Here is a 23,212-nt window from a genome sequence, read left to right as displayed (position 1 = left end):
ACTCCTTATTGCCGTTGAGCCGGTAAACGCGCCGCCTTGTTGACGTCGTACCACCAGTTATCGAAGCCGATCGCATAGGCCGGGCGGATCGGCGGCGTGGAGAACTTGTCCCAATAGGCGTAGCGATCGTGGTTGGAGTACCACATCGGCAGCATGTAGCGGTTCCAGGTCAACACCCGATCCAACGCGCGGCCGAGCGGCAGCAGCGCTTTTTCGTCTCCCTGATGCTCAGCGATTTGCCTGACCAGGCTGTCGACCGCCGGGTCTTTGACGCCGGGGGTGTTATAGCTGGAGTTGATGTACTCCGAATCCCAAATGATGCGTAAATTGGCGGTGGGGAACGGCATCGCCATGTACACCGTCGGCATCATATCGAAGTCGCGTTCGCGCATGCGGCGCGTATATTGCGAGGCGTCGATCTCGCGGATTGCCATATCGATGCCCAACCGCTGCAGGTTGTGGCGGAACGGCAACACGTACTGGAAGTTGCTGCCGCTCAGCAGCATCAGCTCAAAGGCGAACGGCTGGCCGGTTTTGGCGTTGACCAACTTTTGATTTTTGACCACCCAACCGGCCTCTTTCAACAGTTGGGTCGCCTTCAGCAGATTTTGCCGATCGTTGCCGCTGCCGTCGGAGGCGGGCGGTTGATAGATGCTGGTGAACACCTCCGGCGGCACCTGGCCTTTGAGCGGCGCCAGCAGCGCCAGTTCGGCGGCGTCCGGATAGCCGCGGGCGGCGTAGGCGGTGTTTTGGAAATAGCTGTCGGCGCGTTGATAGGCGTTGTAATACAGCGCCTTGTTCATCCAGTTAAAGTCGAAAGCCAGGGTGATCGCCTCGCGCACGCGCGGGTCGGCAAACAGCGGTTTTTGGATGTTGAACGCCAGCCAGCGGGTGTTTTGCGCCGCCTGGTTGGTCTCGTCCTGTTTGATGATGTAGTTGCGCGCGAAGTTGCCGCCCTGATACTGAGTGGCCCAGCTCTTGGGCGACGGCTCGATGCGGAAATCGTAAGCGCCGGCCTTGAACGCTTCCAGCGCCACTTTATCGTCCAGATAATAATCGTAGCGAATGCTGTCGAAGTTATAGCGGCCGCGGTTCACCGGCAGGTTGGCGGCCCAGTAGTCGCGCACCCGTTGATAGGTGATGTACTGGCCGAGGCGATAATCGCCGATTTTATACGGGCCGCTGGCCAGCGGCGGCGTGTTGAGCGGCTCGTTGAGCTTATGGTTTTGCCAAAAGGCGGCCGGGAGAATAGGCAGGCTGCCGAATAACGACAGCATCGCTTCTTTGTTCGGCTGCGGGAATTCAATGCGCACCGTCAACCGAGAGATGGCTTTGACCGTGACGCCTTTGTAGTAGGAGCGAAACTGCGGCACGCCCTCGGCCATGAATTTGCTGAAGGTGAAGGCCACGTCGGCGGCGGTGATCGGGCTGCCGTCGTGGAAACGCGCGCGGGCGTTGATATCCACTTCCACCCAACGCATGTCGGCCGGGAAGCGCGCCGATTCGGCAATCAGCGGATAAAAGCTGCCGGGTTCGTCGTCGGACGTTGCGAACAGCGTGTCGTAAAGTTGATCCGTGCGCTCGCCGGGCACGCCCCGAGTAGCGAAGCGGTTGAAGTTATCGTAGGTGCCGATGGCCGCCAGGCGCACGTCGCCGCCCTTGGGCGCCGCCGGGTTGACGTAGTCGAAATGGCTGAAGTCGGTGGCGTATTTCGGTTCACCGAGAAGGGCGAAAGCGTAGCTTTCGTTGAGGGCTTCGGCCTGCAGACCGAAGCTCAGTGCCGAGAGCACCAGAGCAGCGAAAATGCGCACGGACATCGGACGGTAAGCTCCTGCTGTGGAATAAAGTACAACCTGCGCCCAGCATAACATTCTTCGGGTGAGCGCAGGGTAAAGATGCTTAAAGATTAACTATTTTTTTGCCTGATAATCAAAGACCTGATGAGCATTGCAGTAGGCGACGAAATTGTCGATGCTCAGCGGCTTGCTGAAGTAGTATCCCTGCATGAAGTTGACACCGTGTTCTTGCAGGAACTGCATCTGCTCGGCGGTTTCGACGCCTTCGGCCACCGTCAGCATTTTCAGCTTTTTCGCCAGCGAGATCACCGCATCCAGCACCGGCGCGGTGACCGTGTCCTGGCCGATGGTGTTGACGAAGCCACGGTCGATCTTCAGGTAATCCATGGTGAAGCGCTCAAGATAGATCAACGCGCTGTGCCCGGTGCCAAAATCGTCTACCGCGATCTCGATGCCCTGTTTGTGCAGCCAGTCAAACTCCGCCAGCGCGCTCTCTTCTTCCACCATGCCGCGCTCGGTGATTTCAAACACCAGCGTGAAGTAATCGCCCGGCAGCTGCGCCAACAGTTCATACACGTCCTGGTGGAACGACGGTGCGCTAAGGTGGGCAGGGGAGATGTTGAGGCCGACTTTACCTCCCCGTGGCAGCGCTTTGGCAAGCTGCGGCGCATCTTCGGCGATCAGCCTGAACAGCTGGCGGGTAAGCGGCACGATCAGCCCGTTGCTTTCGGCGTAGGGGATAAAGACATCGGGCGGGATGCGGCCCTCGATCGGATGCTGCCAGCGGATCAGCGCTTCCAGCCCGCCGATGCTGTTGCTGTCGGTGTGGAACACCGGCTGGTATTCGATAAAGAACTCGTTGCGCTTGATGCCGCGCAGCAGTGCGCGCTCCGGGCTTTGCCGCAGCAGCAGCATGTAGTAGCAGAGTACGCCGATCATCAATGACAGCACCAGGCTGCCCAACAGCGTCAGGCGAATGTCGTTGGGCGTCAGCTTCTCGTTGTAGAACATGATGGTCAACGGCAGATTGGGCAGCGTCAGGTTATCCGCCTTGCTTTTCGGCAGCTGATCGATCGGCATCAGGTTCGGGCTGAAGGTGGTCAGCGCGCGATTGCCCATCACGATGGCGATGCCCGGCGCCTGTTCGTCGTGCGAGGTGAACAGCAGATAGGGCATCAGATCGATGTCCAGCGTAGCGAGGATGCCGGTGGCCTGCTCGCCGGGATGCCGCAGCCAAACCGCAACCGCCGGCTTATTTGGCACGATCGGCGTGCCCTGCTGCAGCTTGAGATCCAAAGGCAGATCCCAGTCGATGTCCTGATAGAGGTTTTTCATCGGCAGCATTATGTCGCCGGTGGCGGAGGAGCAATAGGCGTAGCCGTCTTTCACCAACAGGAAGGTGCGCACGCCGCTGGTAAAGGCTGCCTGGTAGGTAATGTCCGACTGGCTGGAGAGGCAAGGCTTGTCCAGCAGCGGTATCATTTGCTGCATCACGGCCGTCAGGTGCGAGATATAACCCAGCGTGAACTTTTGCGTACGCGCTTCGACTTTATGTTGATATTGCGTGCGCTGGTGGTTGATCAAAGAAAGCGTGACCGCGGTGAATAGCGTAAAAAATACCAGAGCGGCGACGCCGCTTTTAGCCAGGCTGCGCTGTCGGTGAGAGACGCTGCGGGCGAAAGCCCTTTTCAAGCCCATAACCGAGTCCTCTGCAACAGGGCGTCAGGGGGGATGCACAGCCAGTTAATGGATTGTACCAACGGCTTTTTTTTCATTTTTGCCTTTTTATCCCGTACCAACCGGCGGCGCCGTTTAAATACGCGGCGTCGCCGACAGAAATATAATGCGCCTATTCTAAGCGGAAACGTTTTAAATAACGCCGGGGCGCCGTTACCGTCATCTGACGATAATAGGCGAGTTTTTCCTCGAGGGCGTGATTTCCTGCCAACAGTTTATCAAAATAATGGCGTGCGGCGGCGTTAAGCGGGGATAGGTGACGATAAGCCAGGGACCAGGCGCGAGGGAACCTGTTCAACCGCCAAAAAAAACGCCGCCCGTAGGCGGCGCTTATCGCTCGTTTGGTATTCAGAATCTTCAAGGCGATGCGCCGTCAGCCGCTGGTCAGCACCCGGCGCGCTTCTCGATAACGTTTGTCCCAATAGTTATCGGTCAGCTTGGAAATCATGACACCACTGCTGGTGGAGGCGTGAACGAATTGATCGTTGCCTAAATAGATGCCGACATGGCGCCCGGTAGAGCCGGCGCGGAACAGCACCAAATCGCCGGCGCGCAGCTTGGTGCGCTGGATTTTCTTGCCGAGATCTTCCTGTTCATAGGTAGAGCGCGGTAAATCCATGCCGAACTGTTCGCGGAAGGTACGCTGCACAAACGCCGAGCAATCGATGCCGCGCTTGGTGTCACCGCCTAAGCGGTAGCGAACGCCTTTCCAGTCCGCGTACTGATCCATAATCTTTGACTTGACGTCAACGTTGCGGACCATTGCTTCGAATTCATCCTGAGAGGCTTGCAGTAAAAGACCGTCTTTGTCATTAACTGCACGCATCTCAGTTTGTGCGTTATTCAAGTTCGAAGTGTGAGTCGAGCTGCACGCTGACAGCATAACCGCCGCGGCAATTGCAGGGACTACCCGCAAAAAATATCTCAGAAACGGTTGAGATTTGACCATTGTTGTTGTTTTCCCTTGAAGTCCTTAACGACGAAAGTCGCTACCTGAAAAATGCCAAACGGAACGAGCCTAGTCCGCACCTGTTGCATCGACAACCAGTTACCGTTGAAAACGTGCGAGAACGCACATTTTTATCGGATTCCATACTGATTCGACTTAAACCAGGCACAAACGCATCTGAGATTACCGGAACAAATAGGGGATTGCGAGCCTTTTTGCCGTCTTTTTTATATGAATTTGTGATGTAACATAATGTAAATCTTCATATAAAAAACGCCAATTGTCCGATGTATGAATCTGGCGTGAAATCAGGTTGCAAAAGGGTTAACGGACGGCGGTGAAATTTTGCGCGCTGCGGGGGGGAGAGCACGGGAGGCGTGGGCCTCCCGGCATGAGTCATAGACGCAAGTTATGGTTGGCCGGGGCGGTGCTTGCCGGGCAACAGGCGATTCAACCGATCGACAATCCAGTCGCTGCAAGGCGTCATCAGCACCCAGCTGGCGCCTACCAGCACCACGGACAGCGAACCGACGGCGATATCGGTAAACCAGTGGGCGCCAATCATCACGCGTGGTAATGAAAAGACCAGCGTAATCAGCAGGGCGACGGCGAAGGCACCGCGGCCGAAATAGCGCAGCATAAAGCAGGAAAAAATAATCAGCATCATGCCGTGGTCGCCGGGGAAGCTGTCGCCGGAAGCGTCCTTGGTCGGGATGCCGGTCAGCTCGCTGACGCGATGGATATTGTCGAAGGTCAGGGTAGGGCTCGGATGTTTCACCGGCAGCAGATGGCCAAGCTGATTCAGCACCACGGCGGTCAGCAGCATCACCACGCCGGTGATCACCAGGCGGCGGCGGCCGGCGGCGTCCTGCTTCAGGTAGAAGTACAGATACAGCAGACCCATGGCGAGCAGCGAAATGACATCAAACGCGCGGTTATTGGTGATGGCGACCAGATGCAAAAATGCCGGGTCGGTGGCCAGATGGCGGTTAAAGAAGAAAAAAATCGCCGAATCCAGGGTAAACCAGCCGCCGTGATTGGCCGGCAGGAACCAGGACAGAAACAGCGCAACGCCCAGTAAGTTGAAGAAGAGAATGAAGGGTAAATTGCGGCGTGTCATGACATAACCTGTTGAAAAAATGAAAACGAAACAAAACACGGCCGCCCTGCGACAACCGGGGGGCAACGGTACGGGGTTTAACTTAAACGAATCTTAAACAAGGCGGATTGCAGGGCGTTCCAGTCGGTATTTTCGCTGTGGATCAGTTCAATCCGGCTGTCGAGCGGCGCGAGCGGGCGGGTTTCGATGTTGAGATCCTGCCCCTGACGATTGATCAGCAATGTGCCTTCGGGAATGCGCACCACGCCTTTGGCGCGTTCGACCGGCGCGAGTCGTACCCACTCCATAAAGCCGACGGTGTCGAACTGGGTGTCGGCGTCAAAAATCCAACCGCAGCTGGTGAAGCCTTGCCCCTCGTTCAGCGCTCGCCGCCAGCGGGCGTGCTCCGGCAATCGCAGCGCCGCCAGCCCCTGCGTTTTCGCCTGACCATGATGATGCTGCGCGTCCGGTAATTCTGCACGATTCGTGCGCGGGAGGGACAACAGCGCGACATCCGCTTGGCCTTGCGCGATGGTGTAGCAGGGCCGCTGCAGCGGATCTTGCGCCCTCCAGGCTTCCAGCGCCCACCTGTCTTCCGGCTGATAGGTATCGTTTTTGCTGGCCAAAATAACGTCGGCCGCGGCCAGCTGATCGCGGAAGTTTTCGTTGTCGCGGTAACGGGGTTGGCTGAGCTGGCGGGCATCCAGCAGGCACAGCGTGGCCTGCAAATCGATCCAGCCGGCATAGCTCTCCTGGGTCAGCAGCGACAGGATTTGTTTCGGATGCCCGAGCCCGGTCGGCTCGATCAGCAGCCGGTCCGGTTTGGCCTGCTGCAGCAGCATATTCAAGCCCACCTGCATCGGCAGGCCGTTAACGCAACACATGCAACCGCCGGGGATCTCTTTGAGCACCGCGCCGCTGTCCGCCAGCAGCGCGCCGTCGATGCCGATCTCGCCGAATTCGTTGACCAGTACCGCCCAGCGTTCCTGGTCGGGCTTATGAGCCAGCAAATGGCGGATGGTGGTGGTTTTACCGCTGCCGAGAAAGCCGGTAATCAAATTGGTTTTGGTCATTAATAATTCCTGGTGTAAAAATTAACTTGCTTAATAAATGAGTTACGCTGCCTTGTCGATGAAGCGGCCGCAATTTAATTTGTGCTCTATCTCGCAAATTTTGCACGTCACCCTGCGCTTTTCAACCGGCAAAAGCCACTTTTCAAAGCAAGAAAATTCTTAGATAAAACCCTGTATTAGATGCGGTTAACTTTTGTTAGTAGCTTGTTTTTACATTGTTAATGACGCGATTAACGATCAAATTGCGTCCCTTTCCTTGCGATTATTCCTAACAAGATCCTCTATGGTTAAATTGGCTTAACTAAAAATGAGGTTGCCATGAATACCTTTCGGTTATTTTTGATCGTAGGAATGTTGTTTTCATGGACGGCAGTGAGTCATGCAGGAGTGGCCGGCGGGGTAATTCGCTTCGTCGGTTCTATCGTTGAAAGTCCTTGCACGGTCAATATTGCAGATTCTAAGGCGAATACGCAATGTTACCGCAACGGCCAGCGTTATCAGGCCCAGCAAGCGTTGTCAGGTTTTGATACTACACGCAAAGAACTTCCGCTAAATCTAGGCACAACCGAAATGAAGTGGGTAGACCAACAGAAGAAGCTCGCTGTTATGACGGTCGTTTATCGTTAAGTCGTTCCGCCATGCCGGCGTAACGTTACGCCGGCATGGTTATTCTCGGCCCTGCAGGCTCCTCACCGCATCACCCACTCCTTCACCGTTTCACGCGCCCCGCGATCGCGCAGCGACAAATAGGCTTGCGTTACCGCTTCGGTAAACGCCGCATGCGCCGCCAGCGTTTCGCCGAACACCGATTTCAGCGCCAGCAGCGCCGTTACGCGCCGCCGATCGTCCGGCGTGGCGGCGATCGTCTGTTGCAACACGTCTGCCAGCGGATCGCGAATGTCGATCGGCTGACCGGCGTCATCGACGCCGCCGACGTAACGCATCCAGCCCGCCACGCCCAGCGCCAGCCCGCTATAGTCACCGCCGTGCCGCAGATGCCAGCGCACCGCGTCCAGCAGGCGCTGCGGCAGCTTCTGCGAGCCGTCCATGGCGATCTGCCAGGAGAGGTGTTGCAGCGCCGGATTGCTGAAGCGCGCGATAAGCTGTGCGGCGTAGTCGGCCAGACTGATGCCGGTGACGCTCAGCGTCGGGGCCTGTTCGTCCAGCATCAACCGCAGGGCGGCGCGGCGGTAGTGCTCATCCGCCATGCACTCGTTGATATAGCGGTAGCCGCCCAGGTAACCGAGGTAAGCCAGGAACGAATGGCTGCCGTTCAGCATGCGCAGCTTCATGTGTTCAAACGGCAGTACATCGCTGACCAGTTGGACGCCAGCCTGCTCCCACGCCGGGCGTCCGGCGGTAAAGTTGTCTTCCACCACCCATTGGATGAAGGGCTCGCAGGCGATGGCGCATTCGTCGCGCACGCCGCCCAGCGCGGCGGCGATCTCATCCAGCGTGGCCGACGTGGCGGCCGGCACGATGCGATCCACCATGGTGCAGGGGAAGGTGGCGGCGGTGGCGATCCAGTCGGCGAGCGCCGGATCCCGCGCCTGCGCCAGATCGAGCACCGCCCGGCGCAGCACGTGGCCGTTCTCCGGAATATTGTCACAGGAGAGCAGGGAGAAGGCGGGCAAGCCGCGTTCGCGCCGCAGCCGCAGCGCTTCCACCAAAATGCCGGGCACGGTCTGCGGCTGATGCGGCCACGCCAGATCGGCGACGATCCCCGAATGCTGTCGATCCAGCCGCCCGCTGCCGGGCTCGATGCAATAGCCTTTTTCGGTAATGGTCATCGAAACGATCGCCACCTGCGGCTCGGCCAGCTTCTCCAGCACCGCGGCGATGCCTTCCAGCTTGCGATGCAGGCTCTCATGCACCGCACCGACCACGATGGCCTGATGGCCGTCCGCGCCTTTCTCCAGCACGCTGTACAGATGATCCTGTTGCCGCAGCGCCTCAAACAGCGGCACGCCGCCGGAAAGACTGATTTCGCAAATGCCCCAATCGCCGCCTTGGGCGCTCAGCAGCCGATCGGTCAGCAGCGCCTGATGCGCGCGGTGGAACGCGCCGAAGCCAAGGTGCACGATGCGGCTGCGCAGGGCCCGGCGGTCATAGTCCGGCTGCCGGACGGCGCTCGGCAGCGGGGTGTTGGCGATCGTTTTCATCTCATCTCCAAAACGGGTAAGACAGCTTGCGGGCCACTTGCGCCAAGTTAGCAGACCAGTTTTCCGCCGTGCAGGCAGGGTGGCACCGGTGATAAAAAACTGCGACCAGTGTAAAGATGTCGGCCAGTTAAAGGAATTGGTCAGTCCAAAATAAGCCAGAATCGTGAAGTGGATCAACCAATGAGGGGATCGGTTTTGACAGCGCAGGCCGAAAGAGTAAGTTAAAGATAACTGACATCTAAATTAAACTGGTATAACAGCATTGCGGTGCGAGACAGGTATAAGGACAAAACATGGAACAAACATGGCGTTGGTATGGCCCGAACGATCCGGTTTCTTTGGACGATGTGCGTCAGGCCGGGGCGACCGGGGTGGTGACGGCGCTGCATCATATCGCGAACGGTGAAGTCTGGCCGATCGACGAAATCCGCGCGCGGCAGGCGCTGTTGGCGGAAAAGGGGCTGGTGTGGTCGGTGGTGGAGAGCGTGCCGGTACATGAGGAGATCAAAACCCACAGCGGCGACTGGCGGCGGTACATCGCCAATTACCAGCAGTCGCTGCGCAACCTGGCGGCCTGCGGCATCGACACCGTCTGCTACAACTTCATGCCGATCCTCGACTGGACGCGCACCGATCTGGCCTATCCGCTGCCGGACGGTTCCAAAGCGCTGCGTTTCGATCAGATAGCCTTCGCCGCGTTCGAGCTGCATATCCTGCAGCGCGCCGGCGCCGAGGCGGACTATACGCCGCAGGAACGCAGCCAGGCGGCGGCCCGTTTCGCCGCCATGAGTGAGGAAGAAAAAAATCGGCTGACCGGTAACATCATCGCCGGGCTGCCGGGGGCGGAGGAGGGCTACACGCTGGAACAGTTCCGCCGCCGGTTGGCGGAATACGACGGCATCGACAAGGCGCGGCTGCGCGAAAACATGGCGGTCTTTCTGCGCGCTGTCGTGCCGGTGGCGGAAGAGGCCGGCATCCGGCTGGCGGTGCACCCCGACGATCCGCCGCGGCCGATCCTCGGCCTGCCGCGCATCGTCTCCACGATTGAAGACATGCAGTGGCTGAAGCAGACCGTCGACAGCATTTATAACGGCTTCACCCTATGCACCGGTTCATACGGCGTGCGCGCCGATAACGATCTGGTGCGGATGATTGAGACCTTCGGCGATCGCATTCACTTTACCCACCTGCGCGCCACCTGCCGCGAGGAGAACCCGAAAAGCTTCCACGAAGGGGCGCACCTGCAGGGCGATGTGGACATGGTGGCGGTGATCGAAGCGATCCTGACCGAAGAGCTGCGTCGGCAACGGGCAGGCGATCGGCGGCCGATCCCGATGCGCCCCGATCATGGACATCAGATGCTGGACGACTTGAAAAAGAAAACCAATCCGGGCTATTCGGCCATCGGGCGGTTGAAAGGGCTGGCGGAGCTGCGCGGCGTCGAGCTGGCACTCAAGCGGCGCTTTTTCCCGGAATTGCCGTAGCGGAAAATGAAACGGGGCCGGGACTCGGCCCCGCTGGCGTCGACTAGTCGGCGCGGCTCATGTAGCGGCGTTCGGCGATATGAATGCGAATCTTGTCGCCGGCGCTGAGGTATTCCGGCACGTGGATCACTAGGCCGGTCGCCATGGTGGCCGGTTTGTTGCGGGCGCTGGCGGAAGCGCCTTTGATGCCCGGTGCGGTCTCGACGATTTCCATATCCACGGTCTGCGGCAGCTCCAGCGCCAGCACCTGGCCGTCCAGCGTCAGCACCTGCATGCCCGGCAGGCCGCCTTCCGGAATGAACAGCAGCTCGTCTTCGATCTGGTCTTTCTTGAAGATGTACGGCGTGTAGTCTTCGTCATCCATGAACACGTATTCTTCGCCGTCGATATAGGAGAAGTTCACCTTGCGGCGCGACAGGGAAATGGTGTCCAGGATATCGTCGCCCTTGAAGCGTTCTTCCACTTTCAGGCCGGTGCGCACGTCGGAGAAGCGCATTTTGTATAGGGTGCTGGCGCCGCGGGCGCTCGGGCTCTGCACGTCGATATCTTTTACCAGCAGCAGCTTGCCGTTGTAGCTGATCGCCATGCCGCGCTTAATTTCGTTAGCTCTTGCCATTTCAATTCATCCGCAATGAAGAGTATTAGAGAAGTTGCGACAAGGTACTCGCGCCGCTGATTTCAGGCAATAGCCCGGCGTAAAAACAGTGCGGGAAAGGGAGAGCAGATGCTCTCCCTTCGGAGATTAGTGGAAGACCGGCAGCAGACCGAACAGCGACAGAATATGCGCGGCGGCGTTGATCAGCCCGAACAGGATGACGAACAGGACCACGCCGTTGCCGCCCGGTGCGCGGTATCCCGCCTGCGGATAGCGGCGGCGGCTGGCGCGCGCCATCAGCGCCGGCACGATCACTGCCCAAATGGTGGCGGCCAGCCCGGCGAAGCCGATGGCGTACAGGAAACCGTTCGGGAACAGCAGCGCGGCCAGGGTCGGCGGCACAAAGGTCACCAGCGCGGTCTTGCTGCGTCCGACGGCGTCGTCCTTGAACTTGCAGAAGTCCGCCAGGTAATCGAACAGGCCCAGCGACACGCCGAGGAACGAGCTGGCCAGCGCCATATAGGAGAAGGCGTTCAGCAGTTGGCTGACGGTCTGGCTGCTGGAGACGTTGCCCATTTGCTTGAGCAGGCTGCCGATATTGCCGCCCTCGGCGATCACCTGCTTGAAGGCGTCGCGCGCGATATTGCCCTGAATCACATACTGCCACAGGATGTAGATCGCCAGCGCCAGCAGGGTGCCGTACACCAGGCTGCGCACCACGGAGCCGCTGTCCTTGTGGTAGTACTTCACCAACCCGGGAATGTTGCCGTGGTAACCGAACGAGGTCAGCAGGTAAGGCAACGCCGCCAGGGCGTAAGGCAGATAGCTGGCCTGATCATCGCCGGTGTTGAACAGCACCGCAGGCTGCACGTGGGTGAACATGTCACCCACCGACATCACGAAGGTGATCACCATACCGCCGATCAGAATGGTGCTCAGGCGATCGACCGCGCGGGTGGAGAGCCAGACGATAAACGCCACGACCAGCGCGAACACCAGGCCGGCGGTGGTCTGGCCGACGCCGACGATGCCCTCCAGCGTGTGGGCGATGATCGAGCCGCCGGCGGAGATATAGGCGTAGGTCAGGATGTACAGCACGAACGCCACCGACAGGCCGTTCACAGCGTTCCAGCCTTTACCCAGCAGGTCCTTGACCATGGTATTGAAGCTGGCGCCGCTCGGATAGTGCAGCGTGGCTTCGAGGATCATCAGGCCGGAAAGCAACATGCAGGCCCAGGTATACACCAACAGCGCGACGGAGCCGCTGAACCAGACACCGGAAGTGACGATCGGAATGGAAAACATGCCGGCGCCAACGGCGGTTCCGGCAATGATCATCGCGCCGCCGAGGACGGAAGGGCGGGCCAGCTTCTGGATGGTGTCCGTAGACATGCGTGCTCCTGATGGAAGAGGTTCTTTTGTACTAGCTCAATGGTACATGGGTGTATGGCGCATGTAAAGCGGGGTAATTGCACGTTTCACGCGTTTTTGTCTTTAAATCAAGGTGTGTTGGGCGTTTATTCGCCATAGGATGACGCCGGCCGGCGCAGGGCGATGAGTGTAAAGATCGCCGGGGCGCAGGGATTCTGCTGGCGGCAGCCGCGCGCGGCTGCTATTGTCGCGCTTCTTTTCCCCAGCCCACCAGGAGTAGCGTGATGGACTGTCGCAGCGACTGCGGCGCCTGCTGTATCGCGCCGTCAATATCCAGCCCGATCCCCGGCATGCCGAACGGCAAGCCCGCGAATACCCGCTGCATTCACCTGGATGAACGGCTGCGCTGCGGCCTGTTTCATTCGCCGCTGCGGCCCAAAGTGTGCGGCAGCCTGCAGCCGAGCCGCGACATGTGCCACGATCACCGCGATCAGGCGCTGATTTATCTCGCCAGGCTGGAAGCGGACACCGCGCCCTAAGCGTCTTTCAACCGCCACAGGCACAGCGTGGCCCCCACCGTCATCGCCAGCGCGGCGTAAAACACCGCATGGTAGTTCCAGATTTCCGCCACCGCGCCGGCGATTGAGCCGGCGATGATCCAGCCCACCCGGGTGGTGTTGGTGAACAGCGTGGTGGCCGCCCCGGCCTGGCCGGGCATCAAATCCTGAAAGTAGAGCATGCCGATCCCCGCCAGCACGCCGATAAACGCCGCATTCAGCAGTTGCAGGGCGATGAGCTGCCAGCTGCCGGTGATAAACAGCAGGCCGCAGTAGAACAGCACGCCGGCGACCACCGCCCCGCGCATCAGGCGGCGTTTGCCGCAGTGCTTCGCCGCCAGGCCGGCGAGCAGCATGATCGGGATCTCCAGCCCGGCGGCGGCGCCCATCAATATCCCGGCCAGCCGCTCCGGCAGCCGCAGCTCGTGCACCACGTACAGCGGCATGTTGATCAGGTACATGCTGTTGGCGGTCCACATCAGGGTGCAGGCGACGAACAGCAGCAGCGAATCGCGGCGGTGCTGCCGCGGTGCGGCCAGGGGCGCGTTCGTCGCCGCGGTTTTCGGCATCGAGGGCAGCTGTTTCCACACCAGCAGGCCGCACAGTACAAAGGCCGCCGCGCCCGCCAGATACATGGCCTTAAAGCCGAAGCCCAGCGCCAGCGCGAAGGCGATCGGCGGGCCAATGACCCAGGCCAGGGAGACCTGGGCGCGCATGATGGAGGTGAACATCACCGCCTCGCGGCCGGTACGGTCGGCATGCTCACGCGCCAGCGCAAACATCTGCGGGTTGGCGGTGGAGCCGAAGCTGGTAAGCACCACGCCGACGATCAGCAGCAGGTAATAATCACGGTTCCAGGCGAACAGCGTGAACCCCAGCGCACCCAGCATGCAGCAGAGGAAGATCAGCGATTTGCGGTCGCCTCGTTTATCCGAACGGCCGGCGAGAAACTGGCTGACCAGAATGCCGATCACCGCGCTGCCGGTAAAGAACAGCCCGACCAGCGCCGGCCGTACCTTGACCTCGGTTTCCAGAAACAGGCTCAGCGTCGGGGTTTGCAGGGCGCCGGCGATGCCGGTAAGAAACGCCACCGCCAAAAAGGCCAGCGAAGTGAGATCGGGCGCGCGTCGCGTTACTGCGGATGAAGTCGGCATGGTGGTTGAGAATTCGTCGAAAAAGGAAGGTCGCGCGCATCATACGCCCGTTGAAATGAAACGCAAACCGCTCCCTTTCGGCGAAGGGTAAACGGATATGTCGCGCGGCGACGAGAAAAAAGGGGCGCGTTGCGCCCCCTTGCTTGCCGGTAAATCAGGCGCCTTGCGGCACCGCGTGCGCGGTATTTTTCAATACCGGCCCCCGATACTTCTCGATCTGCAGCTGCGCCATCTGCCCGCAGTTGCCCTGCGCCAGGCTGGAAGAGCCGATGTCGAAGGTCAGGCAGTTGACGTTGCCGTTCTTGCACAGCGAGCCGGGCTGCGCCGGATCGGCCGGATCGAACCAGGCGCCTTCGCTGATGCGCACCACGCCCGGTCGCACGTCTTCGCTGACCACCGCACCCACCAGGATCTGGCCGCGATCGTTGAACGCCCGCACCAGATCGCCGCCGCTGATGCCGCGCGGCTGCGCGTCCTGCGGATGGATCAGGATAGCTTCACGATCCGCTACCGCGTATTTCTCGCGCAGCGGCGTGTTGTCGAGCTGAGAGTGCAGCCGGTTGGTCGGGTGCGCGGTATTGAGCGACAGCGGATACTTGGCCGCTTCCGGCCCGCGATACCACTCGTGCGGCGGCATCCAGGTCGGGATGCCGGGGCAATCCTCGTAATGCATTTTGGCGATGGCGTCGGAGTAGATCTCGATCTTGCCCGACGGCGTGCCCAGCGGGTTCAACAGCGGGTTGTCGCGATAGTCGGCGAAGCGCACCCACTGCTTGTTGGCCTCCGGCACCGGGAAGCGCACGTAGTTGTTGGATTGCCAGAACATGTCGAACGGCGGCAGCGCCACCCGGGCCGCGCGCGCCTGGTTCTTCATGTCGTCGTACATGCCTTTCAGCCACTGGGTTTCGTCCTTGCCCTCGGTAAAGGCTTCCTGCACGCCCAGCCTGGCCGCCATCGCCGAGAAGATGTCGAAGTCGCTGCGCGACTCGTGCTGCGGCGGCACGCATTGATGCATCGGGAACACGTAGAGCTGCGAATAGTCGCCGCCCATTTCCAGATCGTTACGCTCGTAGCTGGTGGTGGCCGGCAGCACGATGTCGGCATGCTTGGCGGTGGCGGTCCAGTAAGGCTCGTTGACCACGATGGTGTCCGGCCGCTGCCAGGCTTTGACCAGGTTATTGGTGTCCTGATGCTGGTGGAAGGTGTTGCCGCCCGCCACATACACCATTTTCACCTCAGGGTAAGTGACCTTGGCACCGTTGAAGTCGATGGTTTTGCCCGGATTGCTCAGGCATTCGGCGATGCGCGCCACCGGGATCGGTGCCGGGGAGTTCTTCGGCGCGTTGCCGGCGGAGATGCCGGCGATGATGCCGCCCTTGGCGGTCGGGCTGCCGCCGGAGGAATAGTGATAGCTGAAGCCGAAGCCGCCGCCCGGCAGGCCGATCTGGCCGAGCATCGCCGCCACCGTCACCAGCAGCCAGTGCTGCTGTTCGCCGTGGTGCTGGCGCTGAATGCCCCAGCCGCCCATGATCATGGTGCGATGCTTCGCCATCTCGCGCGCCAGACCGCGCAGCGTGTCGGCATCGACGCCGCTGATGTCGGCCGCCCATTCGGCGGTTTTCGCCACGCCGTCGCTCTCGCCCAGCAGGTAGGCCTGGAACTTGTCGAAGCCGACGGTGTAGGTTTTCAGGAAGTCCGGGTTATGCAGCTTCTCGGTCAGCAGCGTGTGGGCGATGCCGATCAGCATGGCGCCGTCGGTATAAGGACGCGGGGCGATCCACTGCGCATTGACGAACTTGGCGCTGTCGCTGTGCACCGGATCGATGCTGATCACCCGGGTGCCTTTCTGCTTCAGCGCCTCGAAGCCGGTCTGGCCGACGTGATCCGGCACGTTCCAGCTGTTTTTCAGCGTGACCATCGGGTTGCAGCCCCACAGGATCACCAGCTCGCTGTTCTCGATCACGTTCGGCCAGGCGGTCTGCTGTTCGTAGACCTCCATCGAACCGACCACGTGCGACATGATCACCTGCGCCGCGCCGGTGGAGTAGTCGCCGGCGTAGCCGAGGAAACCGCCGGTCAGGTTCATCAGGCGCTGCAGCAGCGTGCGGCTGTTGTGCAGCATACCGACGCTTTTCCAGCCGTAGGAACCGGCGTAGATCGACTGCGGCCCGTGATCTTTCTGCAGGCGAACGATCTCATTGCACACCAGCTCGGTCGCTTTGTCCCAGCTGACGCGCACCCACTCGTCGCGGCCGCGCAGCTCGGTGCGGCTGCCGGGGCCGCCCTCCAGCCAGCTTTTACGCACCATCGGGTATTTGATGCGGTTCTCGGCGTGCACCTGATAAGGCGCCATGGTGATCAGCTCATTCGGATACGGATCGTCCTGCACCGGCTGCACGCCTACCATCTTGCCGTCTTGCACGATGGCCTCGAACGCGCCCCAGTGGGCGCCGGTCAGAATGCCTTTTTGCGCCTGACGCAAGACGATGAACTGCGGCAGCGCTTCGCTGATGGCCTGCGCCAGCGCCGCTTTGGGCCATAAGCCTGCCAGCAGCGGGGCGGCGGCCAGCGCGGCGGCCCCGGTCAGGAAGCGGCGGCGGCTCATTGTTAACGGTTGTTGGTTGCTCATTGCGCTTCTCCCTTAAAGCTTGGCCGGTGCGGCAGGTGGCATGTCGCTGGCGTGTTTTTGTACGTATTGCGTCAGCACGCGCAGCTGTTCCTGCGTCAGCGAGGTGCGCGGCGCCATGCCTTTGATGACGCCGATCCATTGGTTGGCGTTGAAGCGATCGAGCGCGGTCAGCCCGTGGCAACCGGTGCAGTTGGCCGACATCATGTCCGCGGCGTAGCGCCAGATTTTTTGCTGATCGTCAATCAACTGTTTACGCGGTAGCCACACCTGCAGAGAAACCTGATGCCAGACCAGGCCGGTTTCCGCATCGGTCTGGGTGGAGGCGGTCTTCAGCTGTTGGCGCGCGTCTTCACCCAGCAGCACGCTGAGGATGCGTTTGCCCTGCGCGGCGTAGAACACTTCGCTGACGCCGTCCTGCTGCCAGCCGCTCACGGTGGCCAGCACCTTGTCGCCCTCCTGCTTCACCACCTGCACTTCGGTGGACGGCATCAGGTTGCCGGCGTTATGGCTGTCGTTGGCGCCGAGGAAGAACGGCTCGGTGGCGATGGTGTAAAGGGTGATGGCGTCCGGTGCGGTCAGCGCCGCGGCCTTCGCCAGCTCGGCGGCGCCGGCCTGGGTTTCACCGCTCATATCCGGCAGGATGTGGGCTACGCCCTTATGGCAATCGATGCAGGTCTCGCCCTGTTTGATCGCCACCGGGTGCTGCAGGCGTGCCTCAGGGCGCTGGGCGGTGATGTCCATGGCGTCGTAGCTGTGGCAGGAGCGGCAGGTGGCCGAGTCGTTCTCTTTCAGCGTTTTCCAGACCGACTGCGCCATCGCCAGCTTGTGCGCTTCGTATTTTTCCGGCGTATCGATGGTGCCGACCATCTCACCGTAAATGTCTTTCACCGCGCGGATTTTGGTCCACAGGTAATCGATCGGCTGGTGCGGCACGTGGCAGTCGGCGCACTCGGCGCGGATACCCTTGGTGTTTTGGAAGTGGACGCTGCCCTGATATTCGGCCAGCGGTTGTTGCATGGTGTGGCAGGAAACGCAGAAGGCGGTATCGCTGGTTTTATGGAAGACGGTGGCGGTCCCGGCCAACAGCGCCGCGCCGAGGATAATCCCCAGCAGCAAAAGCCATAGCCATCCCCACCGGCGCTTTTTTTCAAAGCCAGTCAGTTTTTTGCTCATGGTAAACCCGCTTATAATTATGAATTTAAAATAAAATCTTGCCAAAAGGCCGCCGACCGGAGGTCAGAATGCCACGTCGATTGCAGGGGTAATAATAGAAGAGGGTTAACCCCATAGGGTTATCCGTAGTCAAAAAAAGGGCATATATCTCAAAAAATAGCGTTATATTATAATTTATATAGCGGTGAGGCAGTGCGGCAGGGGAAGAGAGCGCAACATGCGCTCGCGATGGGTCAGGCCGTGGGCACATAGGCCTGGCCGCTCAGCCACAGGCGGATGGCGGTGCGGCTGGCTTCGAAATGCGGCTCCGGCAGGGCGTCCGGCGCGCACCAGCGCCACTCGGCGCACTTTTCAGGTTCTTTCAACTCGGCGCTGCCGCCGGGATGATCCACCTGCAGGCAAACAGACACCGTGTGTTTGCCTTCGGCGCGCCAGGTTTGCAGATTGTTGCTGACGCCCACGAAGCGCGGCGGGTCGATGAGCAACCCGGTCTCTTCGGCGATTTCGCGCTGGGCGCACTGCTCGAAGGTTTCACCGGCCTCCAGATGCCCGCCGGGGATCGACCAAAAGGGCGCGTGCGGGCCGCAGCGTTTGCCCAACAAAATCTCGCCCTGCGGGTTGACGATGATCACCCCGACGCCCGTCACTACGTTCATGCTTTTCTCCGTCAGCAAAGTTTCAGCACAGTATGTCATTTTGCCCCGGCGCTGACCAATGCGCCGGCGAAAGTGTGCGTAAGCTCAAAAATCTGCAATGGCAAAAGGGAGAAAGCTTGCTTTCACCTTGCGCTGCTTACACACTACTTGAAACGTTTCAGCGTTATCCGGCCGCTTGTGGCGAGCGGGTTACGCTCCTTTTTCTCAATAAAGCTGAAACGATTCAATTCAGCAGGAGAGGAGAATCATGTTCCAGTTGTCACCGCAAGACATTCATCTGGGCGCCGCTGCCGACGGTAAGCAGGAGGCCATCCGCCAGGTGGCCGCCGCCCTGACCGAAGCCGGCTGCGTCAGCGCCGGTTACGTGGACGGCATGCTGCAGCGCGAACTGCAGACGTCCACCTATCTGGGCAACGGCATCGCCATTCCGCACGGCACCACCGATACCCGCGATCTGGTGCTGAAAACCGGCGTGCAGGTATTCCAGTTCCCGCAGGGCATCGCCTGGGGCGAAGGCCAGACCGCCTATGTGGCGATCGGTATCGCCGCCCGCTCCGACGAGCATTTGGCGCTGCTGCGCCAGCTCACGCACGTGCTGAGCGATGACGGCGTGGCGGAGCGGCTGGCGAAAACCACCTCCGCGGAAGAGCTGCGCAGCCTGCTGATGGGCGAACAGCAGAGCGCCGAATTCCAGTTCGACGTTTCGCTGATTGCGCTCGACGTCGCGGCCGACAGCCTGATGACGCTGCAGGCGCTGAACGCCGGCCGGCTGCAAAAGGCCGGCGCGGTCAACGCGCAGTTCGTCAGCGATGCCATCACCCGCAAGCCGCTGAACCTGGGGCAGGGCATCTGGCTGAGCGACAGCGTCGAAGGCAACCTGGCCAGCGCGGCCACCGTCAGCCGCCCGGCGCAGGCTTTCGTGGAAGACGGCGAGCCGGTGGCGCTGCTGCTGACGGTGTCGGTCGCCGATGCGCAGCCGCTGGCGGTGCTCAACTACCTCAGCGATCTGCTGCTGGCCAACAAAGCTGAACGCCTGCTGAAGGCGGATGCCGCCGGGGTGCTGGCGCTGCTGACCAGCGAAGTGGCCGAGGAGAGCAGCGTGCTGAGCGCCGAATTTGTGATCCGCAACGAGCACGGCCTGCACGCACGGCCGGGCACGGCGCTGGTCAACGTGATCAAAAGTTTCAACAGTGACATCACCGTCACCAACCTGGACGGCAGCGGTAAGCCGGCCAACGGGCGCAGCCTGATGAAGGTGGTGGCGCTGGGCGTGAAGAAAGGGCATCACCTGCGCTTTACCGCCAATGGAGAAGATGCTGAAGCCGCGCTGAAGGCGATCGGCGAAGCGATTAATGAAGGACTGGGCGAGGGCGCAGCATGAGCAGAAGAGTAGCAACGATCACCTTGAACCCGGCGTACGATCTGGTGGGCTTCTGCCCGCAGATCGAGCGCGGGGAAGTCAACCGGGTAAAAACCGCCGGCCTGCACGCCGCCGGTAAGGGTATCAATGTCGCCAAAGTGTTGAAGGATTTGGGCATCGACGTCACCGTCGGCGGTTTCCTGGGCAAAGACAATCAGGACGGTTTCCAGCTGCTGTTCAGCGATCTGGGGATCGCCAACCGCTTCCAGGTGGTGCCGGGCCGCACCCGCATCAACGTCAAGCTGACGGAAAAAGACGGTGAAGTGACCGACTTCAACTTCTCCGGTTTTGAAGTGACGCCGCAGGACTGGGATCGCTTCGTCAGCGACTCGCTGAGCTGGCTGGGCCAGTTCGACATGGTGGCGGTGAGCGGCAGCCTGCCGGCCGGCGTCGATCCCGATGCCTTTACCGACTGGATGACCCAGCTGCGCGCCAAGTGCCCGTGCATCATTTTCGACAGCAGCCGCGAAGCGCTGGTCGCCGGGCTGAAGGCTTCGCCGTGGCTGGTCAAACCGAACCGCCGCGAGCTGGAAATCTGGGCCGGCCGCCCGCTGCCGACGCTGGCGGACGTGGTCGAGGCCGCGCATGCGCTGCGCGAACAGGGCATCGCCCACGTGGTGATCTCCCTCGGCGCGGAAGGCGCGCTGTGGGTTAACGCGTCCGGCGCCTGGATCGCCAAACCGCCGTCCTGTGAGGTGGTCAGCACCGTGGGCGCCGGCGATTCGATGGTCGGCGGCCTGATTTACGGCCTGCTGATGCGCGAATCCAGTGAACACACCCTGCGTCTGGCCACGGCGGTAGCGGCGCTGGCGGTCAGCCAGAGCAACGTCGGCGTGACCGATCGTCCCCAGTTGGCCGCGATGATGGCGCGCGTCGATCTGAAACCTTTCAATCAATAGCAGGAGGCAGAATGAAAACGCTGCTGATGGTAGACAGTTCGCTGGGGCAGGCCCGTGGCCACCTGGCGAAACGCATGCTGGAGGCTGCCGCGGCCAAAACCGGCCTGACGCTGGTCGAGTCGCTGCAGGACGCCGAACTGGTGGCGGTGATGGGGCAGTCAGCCCCTGCTGATGCCGGGTTGAACGGCAAATTGGTGTATGTGGGCGACGTAGAGCAGGCGGTGCGTGAACCGGACGCTTTTCTGGCGCGCGCCAAGGCCGAAGCTGAAACCTATCAGGCACCGCAGGCGGCGGCGCCGGTGAAAGCCGATGGGCAAAAACGCATCGTGGCGATCACCGCTTGCCCAACCGGCGTGGCGCACACCTTTATGGCGGCCGAAGCCATTGAAAGCGAAGCGAAGAAACGCGGCTGGTGGGTGAAGGTGGAAACGCGCGGCTCCGTCGGCGCCGGCAACGCCATCACCCCGGAAGAAGTGGCGGCGGCGGATCTGGTGATCGTCGCGGCGGATATCGAAGTGGATCTGGAGAAGTTTGCCGGTAAGCCGATGTACCGCACTTCCACCGGCCTGGCGCTGAAGAAAACAGCCCAGGAACTGGACAAGGCGCTGGCCGAGGCCGAGGTATTCCAGCCGCAGCAGCGCGGTAGTGCGGCGCCGGCGGGTAAAAAGAAAGAGGGCAACGGCCCGTATCGCCACCTGCTGACCGGCGTGTCCTACATGCTGCCGATGGTGGTGGCCGGCGGTCTGTGCATCGCGCTGTCGTTCGTGTTCGGCATCAAGGCGTTTGAAGTCAAAGACACGTTGGCGGCGGCGCTGATGCAGATTGGCGGCGGCTCCGCCTTTGCGCTGATGGTGCCGGTATTGGCCGGTTTCATCGCCTTCTCCATCGCGGATCGCCCGGGCCTGACGCCGGGCCTGATCGGCGGCATGCTGGCCGTGAGCACCGGCGCCGGGTTCCTCGGCGGCATCATCGCCGGTTTCCTGGCGGGTTACGTCGCCAAGGCGATCAGCAGCAAGCTGCGCCTGCCGCAGAGCATGGAAGCGCTGAAGCCAATCTTGATCATTCCGCTGGTGGCCAGCCTGATCACCGGTCTTATCATGATTTACGTGGTCGGCACGCCGGTCGCGAAAATCATGGAAGGCCTGACCCATTGGCTGCAGTCGCTGGGCACCGCCAACGCGGTGCTGCTGGGGGCGATTCTCGGCGCGATGATGTGTACCGACATGGGCGGCCCGGTGAACAAAGCGGCCTACGCCTTTGGCGTGGCGCTGCTCAGTTCCTCGGTGTATGCGCCAATGGCGGCGATCATGGCCGCCGGCATGGTGCCTCCGCTGGCGATGGGGCTGGCGACGCTGCTGGCGCGCCACAAGTTCGAGAAATCCGAACGGGAAGGCGGCAAAGCGGCACTGGTGCTGGGCCTGTGCTTTATCTCTGAAGGGGCGATCCCGTTCGCCGCCCGCGATCCGATGCGCGTGCTGCCTTGCTGCATTGCCGGCGGGGCGCTGACCGGTGCGCTGTCGATGGCGTTCGGTGCCAAACTGATGGCGCCGCACGGCGGGCTGTTCGTGCTGCTGATCCCGGGCGCAATCACGCCGGTGCTGCTGTATCTGGTGGCGATCGCCGCCGGTACCCTGCTGGCGGGCGTGGCTTATGCCCTGCTGAAGCGTGCTGAAACGTCGGTGGCCGCCGCGGCGTAACTGACGTCGGTATCGCCAAAACGCGCAGCCCTGGGCTGCGCGTTTTTGTTTGTGGTTGAGGCAGTTAGCACGATTTACCCCTGGCCAAAAGCCACAACGCTTTCTAAGCTGACAGCGCGACTTTGTTCATGCGAACAAGGAATGACTCAAGGAGATTCATCCGTGGCTAAAAAAATGGCGATCGTACTGGCATCCGGTTTCGCCGATTGGGAATACGCGCTGATTGCCGGCGTTGGCGGCCCGTTTTATGGGCTGGAGGTAGCGTTTTTTGCGCCGCAGGTCGGAACGTTTCGCTCGCAGGGCGGGCTGACGGTAGAGGTTGAAAAAAGCGTGGCCGAATTGGCGGATTGGCGCCCCGAGGTGCTGGTGGTGGTCGGCGGCACTCAGTGGGAAACCGAACGGGCGCCGGATATCAGCGCGTTGCTCAACGAGCAGTTTCAACGCGGCGCGACCCTGGCGGGCATTTGCGGTGGAACGTTGGCGTTGGCGCGGGCCGGCCTGTTGAACGGCAGGGCGCATACTTCCAACGACGCCGGGTTTTTGACGCGCCATGCTGAGGGCTACACCGGGCAGCGCCATTTCGTTGCGAGCGCCGCCGCCGTCGTGGATGACCGTGTCATTACGGCTCCGGGATCGGCGCCGGTCAGCTTTACCGCCGCCGTGTTCAGCGCTGCGGGCCTGGATGAAGAGACGCTGCGCCAGTTCAGCGCCATGTTGGCGGCGGAGCACGCGGTGGGGGAAACCGCTCGCGCCTAGGCGAG

General features: G+C 61.0%; 19 protein-coding genes. 7 read left to right on the top strand and 12 right to left on the bottom strand.

The features are described from left to right. Positions 1-5 precede the first annotated feature (5 nt). From C3F38_RS19475 to C3F38_RS19450, 5 genes are all read right to left on the bottom strand, one after another. Positions 6-1,817: an extracellular solute-binding protein gene (locus C3F38_RS19475; RefSeq protein WP_055316180.1), complete on the bottom strand. Its 1,812-nt coding sequence runs from the start codon at positions 1,815-1,817 to the stop codon at positions 6-8. A gap of 93 nt (positions 1,818-1,910) precedes the next feature. After that, positions 1,911-3,494 carry a cyclic di-GMP phosphodiesterase gene (locus C3F38_RS19470; protein ID WP_038876302.1) on the bottom strand — a complete coding sequence of 528 codons (1,584 nt, stop codon included), beginning with the start codon at positions 3,492-3,494 and terminating at the stop codon, positions 1,911-1,913. Between the two features lie 412 nt (positions 3,495-3,906). Continuing rightward, positions 3,907-4,482 carry a bifunctional murein DD-endopeptidase/murein LD-carboxypeptidase gene (gene mepS, locus C3F38_RS19465; RefSeq protein WP_038876300.1) on the bottom strand — a complete coding sequence of 192 codons (576 nt, stop codon included), beginning with the start codon at positions 4,480-4,482 and terminating at the stop codon, positions 3,907-3,909. 409 nt (positions 4,483-4,891) lie between these two features. After that, positions 4,892-5,602, bottom strand: a complete 711-nt coding sequence (locus C3F38_RS19455) for a phosphatase PAP2 family protein (protein WP_038876299.1) — start codon at positions 5,600-5,602, stop codon at positions 4,892-4,894. Between the two features lie 77 nt (positions 5,603-5,679). Next, a complete protein-coding gene (locus C3F38_RS19450) occupies positions 5,680-6,654 on the bottom strand; it encodes a GTP-binding protein (RefSeq protein WP_038876297.1) in 975 nt (324 codons plus the stop codon). A 318-nt stretch (positions 6,655-6,972) separates the two neighbouring features. Between C3F38_RS19450 and C3F38_RS19445 the strand changes: the two genes are divergently transcribed. After that, complete coding sequence (locus C3F38_RS19445; protein WP_033635274.1) at positions 6,973-7,281, top strand: type 1 fimbrial protein; 309 nt, start codon at positions 6,973-6,975, stop codon at positions 7,279-7,281. Between the two features lie 62 nt (positions 7,282-7,343). On the opposite strand, the gene C3F38_RS19440 is transcribed toward C3F38_RS19445, so the two are convergent. Next, the gene (locus tag C3F38_RS19440; protein WP_057523691.1) at positions 7,344-8,816 is read right to left on the bottom strand and encodes a mannitol dehydrogenase family protein; all 1,473 of its coding nucleotides are present in this window, start codon (positions 8,814-8,816) and stop codon (positions 7,344-7,346) included. Between the two features lie 293 nt (positions 8,817-9,109). Between C3F38_RS19440 and uxuA the strand changes: the two genes are divergently transcribed. After that, positions 9,110-10,300, top strand: coding sequence for a mannonate dehydratase (gene uxuA / locus C3F38_RS19435; RefSeq protein ID WP_047730243.1), 1,191 nt, complete (start codon positions 9,110-9,112; stop codon positions 10,298-10,300). Between the two features lie 43 nt (positions 10,301-10,343). On the opposite strand, the gene yeiP is transcribed toward uxuA, so the two are convergent. Then, positions 10,344-10,916 carry an elongation factor P-like protein YeiP gene (gene yeiP, locus C3F38_RS19430; protein WP_004935725.1) on the bottom strand — a complete coding sequence of 191 codons (573 nt, stop codon included), beginning with the start codon at positions 10,914-10,916 and terminating at the stop codon, positions 10,344-10,346. 126 nt (positions 10,917-11,042) lie between these two features. Beyond that, the gene (mtr, locus tag C3F38_RS19425; RefSeq protein ID WP_038876290.1) at positions 11,043-12,287 is read right to left on the bottom strand and encodes a tryptophan permease; all 1,245 of its coding nucleotides are present in this window, start codon (positions 12,285-12,287) and stop codon (positions 11,043-11,045) included. A 263-nt stretch (positions 12,288-12,550) separates the two neighbouring features. Between mtr and C3F38_RS19420 the strand changes: the two genes are divergently transcribed. Next, entirely contained in the window at positions 12,551-12,805 is a 255-nt protein-coding gene (locus tag C3F38_RS19420) for a YkgJ family cysteine cluster protein (RefSeq protein ID WP_015378527.1), read from the top strand. Here C3F38_RS19420 and C3F38_RS19415 read toward each other — a convergent pair. From C3F38_RS19415 to C3F38_RS19400, 4 genes are all read right to left on the bottom strand, one after another. Further along, positions 12,802-13,977 carry a sugar efflux transporter gene (locus C3F38_RS19415; protein ID WP_047730246.1) on the bottom strand — a complete coding sequence of 392 codons (1,176 nt, stop codon included), beginning with the start codon at positions 13,975-13,977 and terminating at the stop codon, positions 12,802-12,804. The genes C3F38_RS19420 and C3F38_RS19415 overlap by 4 nt on opposite strands. 154 nt (positions 13,978-14,131) lie before the next feature. Beyond that, positions 14,132-16,606 carry a trimethylamine-N-oxide reductase TorA gene (gene torA, locus C3F38_RS19410; RefSeq protein WP_047730247.1) on the bottom strand — a complete coding sequence of 825 codons (2,475 nt, stop codon included), beginning with the start codon at positions 16,604-16,606 and terminating at the stop codon, positions 14,132-14,134. Positions 16,607-16,618: 12 nt separating this feature from the next. Further along, complete coding sequence (locus tag C3F38_RS19405) at positions 16,619-17,779, bottom strand: NapC/NirT family cytochrome c (RefSeq protein ID WP_055317217.1); 1,161 nt, start codon at positions 17,777-17,779, stop codon at positions 16,619-16,621. 233 nt (positions 17,780-18,012) lie between these two features. Beyond that, positions 18,013-18,435 carry an NUDIX hydrolase gene (locus C3F38_RS19400; RefSeq protein WP_046687518.1) on the bottom strand — a complete coding sequence of 141 codons (423 nt, stop codon included), beginning with the start codon at positions 18,433-18,435 and terminating at the stop codon, positions 18,013-18,015. 247 nt (positions 18,436-18,682) lie between these two features. On the opposite strand from C3F38_RS19400, the gene fruB reads away from it, so the two are divergent. The 4 genes from fruB (at position 18,683) to C3F38_RS19380 (ending at position 23,207) form a co-directional block, all read left to right on the top strand. Then, positions 18,683-19,816 carry a fused PTS fructose transporter subunit IIA/HPr protein gene (gene fruB, locus C3F38_RS19395; protein WP_047730248.1) on the top strand — a complete coding sequence of 378 codons (1,134 nt, stop codon included), beginning with the start codon at positions 18,683-18,685 and terminating at the stop codon, positions 19,814-19,816. After that, positions 19,813-20,754, top strand: a complete 942-nt coding sequence (gene fruK, locus C3F38_RS19390; RefSeq protein ID WP_015378523.1) for a 1-phosphofructokinase — start codon at positions 19,813-19,815, stop codon at positions 20,752-20,754. Before fruB ends, fruK begins: the two co-directional genes overlap by 4 nt. Before the next feature lie 11 nt (positions 20,755-20,765). Beyond that, entirely contained in the window at positions 20,766-22,451 is a 1,686-nt protein-coding gene (gene fruA, locus C3F38_RS19385) for a PTS fructose transporter subunit IIBC (RefSeq protein WP_048234464.1), read from the top strand. 162 nt (positions 22,452-22,613) lie between these two features. Then, a complete protein-coding gene (locus C3F38_RS19380) occupies positions 22,614-23,207 on the top strand; it encodes a DJ-1/PfpI family protein (RefSeq protein WP_080479005.1) in 594 nt (197 codons plus the stop codon). The last annotated feature ends 5 nt before the right edge of the window (positions 23,208-23,212 follow it).

It is taken from the genome of Serratia sp. SSNIH1 (genome assembly GCF_002935055.1).
Lineage (GTDB): Bacteria > Pseudomonadota > Gammaproteobacteria > Enterobacterales > Enterobacteriaceae > Serratia > Serratia nevei.
The sequence above is the reverse complement of the archived record's forward strand: the minus strand, read 5'-3'. Positions and strand labels throughout refer to the sequence as shown.

Excerpts from the sequence above, each read along its gene's own strand:
- C3F38_RS19400 (WP_046687518.1), bottom strand. The coding sequence starts at position 18,435 with ATGAACGTAGTGACGGGCGTCGGGGTGATCATCGTCAACCCGCAGGGC.
- C3F38_RS19455 (WP_038876299.1), bottom strand. The coding sequence starts at position 5,602 with ATGACACGCCGCAATTTACCCTTCATTCTCTTCTTCAACTTACTGGGC.
- uxuA (WP_047730243.1), top strand. The coding sequence starts at position 9,110 with ATGGAACAAACATGGCGTTGGTATGGCCCGAACGATCCGGTTTCTTTG.
- fruK (WP_015378523.1), top strand. The coding sequence starts at position 19,813 with ATGAGCAGAAGAGTAGCAACGATCACCTTGAACCCGGCGTACGATCTG.
- C3F38_RS19475 (WP_055316180.1), bottom strand. The coding sequence starts at position 1,817 with ATGTCCGTGCGCATTTTCGCTGCTCTGGTGCTCTCGGCACTGAGCTTC.
- fruA (WP_048234464.1), top strand. The coding sequence starts at position 20,766 with ATGAAAACGCTGCTGATGGTAGACAGTTCGCTGGGGCAGGCCCGTGGC.
- C3F38_RS19420 (WP_015378527.1), top strand. The coding sequence starts at position 12,551 with ATGGACTGTCGCAGCGACTGCGGCGCCTGCTGTATCGCGCCGTCAATA.
- mepS (WP_038876300.1), bottom strand. The coding sequence starts at position 4,482 with ATGGTCAAATCTCAACCGTTTCTGAGATATTTTTTGCGGGTAGTCCCT.
- C3F38_RS19445 (WP_033635274.1), top strand. The coding sequence starts at position 6,973 with ATGAATACCTTTCGGTTATTTTTGATCGTAGGAATGTTGTTTTCATGG.
- C3F38_RS19470 (WP_038876302.1), bottom strand. The coding sequence starts at position 3,494 with ATGGGCTTGAAAAGGGCTTTCGCCCGCAGCGTCTCTCACCGACAGCGC.
- C3F38_RS19450 (WP_038876297.1), bottom strand. The coding sequence starts at position 6,654 with ATGACCAAAACCAATTTGATTACCGGCTTTCTCGGCAGCGGTAAAACC.
- mtr (WP_038876290.1), bottom strand. The coding sequence starts at position 12,287 with ATGTCTACGGACACCATCCAGAAGCTGGCCCGCCCTTCCGTCCTCGGC.
- C3F38_RS19440 (WP_057523691.1), bottom strand. The coding sequence starts at position 8,816 with ATGAAAACGATCGCCAACACCCCGCTGCCGAGCGCCGTCCGGCAGCCG.
- C3F38_RS19405 (WP_055317217.1), bottom strand. The coding sequence starts at position 17,779 with ATGAGCAAAAAACTGACTGGCTTTGAAAAAAAGCGCCGGTGGGGATGG.
- C3F38_RS19415 (WP_047730246.1), bottom strand. The coding sequence starts at position 13,977 with ATGCCGACTTCATCCGCAGTAACGCGACGCGCGCCCGATCTCACTTCG.
- yeiP (WP_004935725.1), bottom strand. The coding sequence starts at position 10,916 with ATGGCAAGAGCTAACGAAATTAAGCGCGGCATGGCGATCAGCTACAAC.
- fruB (WP_047730248.1), top strand. The coding sequence starts at position 18,683 with ATGTTCCAGTTGTCACCGCAAGACATTCATCTGGGCGCCGCTGCCGAC.
- torA (WP_047730247.1), bottom strand. The coding sequence starts at position 16,606 with ATGAGCAACCAACAACCGTTAACAATGAGCCGCCGCCGCTTCCTGACC.